This is a genomic window from Eubacterium sp. An11 (assembly GCF_002161065.1).
Classification (GTDB): Bacteria; Bacillota; Clostridia; order Lachnospirales; family Lachnospiraceae; genus Anaerobutyricum; species Anaerobutyricum faecale.
Window position 1 is genome coordinate 1 of sequence record NZ_NFLV01000088.1, and the last position, 959, is coordinate 959.

Here is a 959-nt window from a genome sequence, read left to right on the forward strand (position 1 = left end):
AATGAGCTGCTGGACGGTCCTTCCATGGACAACTCGGCACTGGCCGGGAAGATCCAGAAGCTGCATATCTTCTTCAGCCTGCTCATCCCGGACATGACCCATGAGGAGCGGCAGCTTCTGGATGAGGCGCTGATCAAGACCTATGCCAAAAAGGGGATCACTCACAAAAACGAGTCCCTGATCGATCCGGCTCATCCGGACCGGTATAAACCCATGCCGATCCTGGAGGATGTCTACGATATCCTGATGGAAAGCGATGACACAAAACGCATGGCACATATCTTAAACCGGCTGGTCCACGGCTCTGCATCCTCTTTTAACCAGCAGACCAATGTGGACCTGACCAATAAATATACCGTTCTTGATATCTCCGAACTGACCGGGGATCTATTGACAGTGGGCATGTTTACCGTCTTGGATTATGTCTGGGATATCGCAAAGGAGAACCGAACGGAGGAAAAAGCCATCTTCGTGGATGAAGTCTGGCAGCTTATCGGCGCGTCCAGTAACCGCCTGGCTGCAGAATTTGTTCTGGAGATTGCGAAGATCATCCGTGGATACGGCGGTTCTGCCGTCTTTGCCACACAGGATCTGAATGACTTTTTTGCCCTTGATGACGGCAAGTACGGTAAGGGCATTATCAATAATTGTAAGACGAAGATTGTCCTGAATATGGAAGATGAAGAGGCGCAGCGGGTGAAACAGATCCTGCATCTCTCGGAAACGGAGGTGATGAACATTACACACTTCCAGCGGGGCAATGGTCTGATATCCACGAATAACAATAACATTACTGTGGAATTTAAGGCATCCGCCCTGGAAAAAGAGCTGATCACTACTGACCGGCAGGAACTTCTGGAGATCCTGGAACGGCACAGACAAAAAGCAGCCGGGTAACGATGCCAAAGCAACCCATGGGGAGTGTCTGATGCAGGGCAGGCACTTCCTTTTTTCATTCC

1 pseudogene is annotated in these 959 nt (G+C 50.4%); it reads left to right on the forward strand.

What is annotated here, in order from left to right:
• Positions 1-897 (forward strand): annotated as a pseudogene (locus tag B5E53_RS18665) (TraM recognition domain-containing protein); the annotation flags it as partial.
• Positions 898-959 lie beyond the last annotated feature (62 nt).